Below are 1,728 nucleotides of genomic sequence, written 5' to 3' on the forward strand. Positions count from 1 at the left end.
CAAGACTATACGTTAGCGCACGATGAGGTGTTCATTGAGACGCTACGTAAGCGCGGTGTCAGTCAGCATATTATAGATGAGGCTATTGTGGTCACGCATAATAATAGTATTACCCATCCATTATCTGAGCTGCAAAATAACGATTAGCGCTGAAGATATTTTCTCGCTGTCATTAACAGCATCACTGATATGAGATATTACTCATAAAAGAAGCACTGATAAAAAAATACGTGAGGGTTAAGCTTACTTACTAGTACTTAACCCTGACATATTTGTCATCTCCAATCCCTTTCCTTACTTCTTATTCTGATTATTACTTTATTTTCGGATACTAATGTTTTCTTTGAACTGGCCTCACCTCTAAAACCTCCCTTTTTTTCAGTCACACCTTATAAAATTTTAGCTCATGTCTTGCAAAATTTAACACAATATTTAGCAATGATTAAGCGCACTAGTCCCATAAAAACGGTATATTAAAGTTAATGCTCTGCTTACAGGCTTAGCCACAGCGTATACCTCACGTGGCTTGTTTATGACCTTGTCAAATACAATAAAAAAATTTTGATCTAGGCGTGTTGAGCATCTACAAACAGTCTATATTTGAGTCATGGTCGAGTATCAAACATACCCTAGTCATAAAAACTTATAATAAAAGACTGGCCGTGAGAGTTTACAAGGAGAGAGATAATGATAGCTTGTTTAAAAGAGTGTCTTGGCATGGTAGCTGGTGATAATCATACGCTCATACATCGATGTGCGACATCATTCCACTCAGTATCAGGCCACCCGCCTCAGCGCACAGGTAATGTTCTGTTACTACTGCTAGCGCTTGGCACAGTGCCGGTTATCACTGGCTGCTCAATGCCGCAAACTGATCCCAGTCAGCAAACTATTCCCACCGACTCCAACCAATGGCAAAAAGAGCTGGGTGGTACTTTTGAGCAATTACCTGAAAGTGATAGGGAGCTCCTTAGCCGCTATATGCTACGGATGAAGCTCAGTGAAGCTTATCAATCAGGGGCAATGCCGCGTACAACTATTAAGCAAGCCTTAGTGCAGCAGCGTGAATATGAACGCTTGCATCCTAACAATCCAACGGGTAAAAAAAGCCCCATCGTCGCCAGCAAACAAACCGGTGTTATCACTGCCCAGACTTATCCTATCGCCCTACTGCCAGTCAAAACTAGCGATAGCGATAGCCTAAACCAAGTTAAGCTACAGTTCATGCTGTCCAATCATGGCTCAGTACCCATTAAGAGCTTTAAGGGGTCGCTACTGATGAAAGATGCCAAGCTAACTCAAGGCAAAGGCTTTAATGTACCGCTGACGCAGTTTACACCACCTATTACGCCTGAACAGTCAGGTAAAATAGTGATTGAGACTAGTATCGAAGACATCAACGTCATGCGCGCTATTAGAAACACTCAAGACGTAACGGTTGAAATTAATGACGCCACCCTTACGCTCATTGATGGAAAAAAAATCGAGTTTAAAGATAGGCTTGCGAGATGACAGTAATGTCAACATTTAATCTTGAAGTGAAAAAAAAGCCATAAAAAAAGCCCCAGTCATTAATTGATTGGGGCTTTTTTTATTTTCTAATTTGGAGGAGACGGAGAGATTCGAAACCTCTGTATATGCCAACGCCCGCAGTCATCAAAGCGTCAATGACCCACTATTCAACGGTTACAGATAATACACTAACTAATATTTACGTTATATATCAGC

The 1,728-nt window shown here is 41.1% G+C and carries 1 protein-coding gene; it reads left to right on the plus strand.

Features of this window, described 5'->3' with window-relative positions:
• Positions 1-687 precede the first annotated feature (687 nt).
• Positions 688-1,512, plus strand: a complete 825-nt coding sequence (locus JMX97_RS13580; RefSeq protein WP_227671470.1) for a hypothetical protein — start codon at positions 688-690, stop codon at positions 1,510-1,512.
• The last annotated feature ends 216 nt before the right edge of the window (positions 1,513-1,728 follow it).

It is taken from the genome of Psychrobacter sp. 72-O-c, assembly GCF_904846605.1.
Taxonomy (GTDB): domain Bacteria; phylum Pseudomonadota; class Gammaproteobacteria; order Pseudomonadales; family Moraxellaceae; genus Psychrobacter.

Coding starts and splice junctions, on each gene's coding strand:
- JMX97_RS13580 (WP_227671470.1), top strand. CDS start 688: ATGATAGCTTGTTTAAAAGAGTGTCTTGGCATGGTAGCTGGTGATAAT.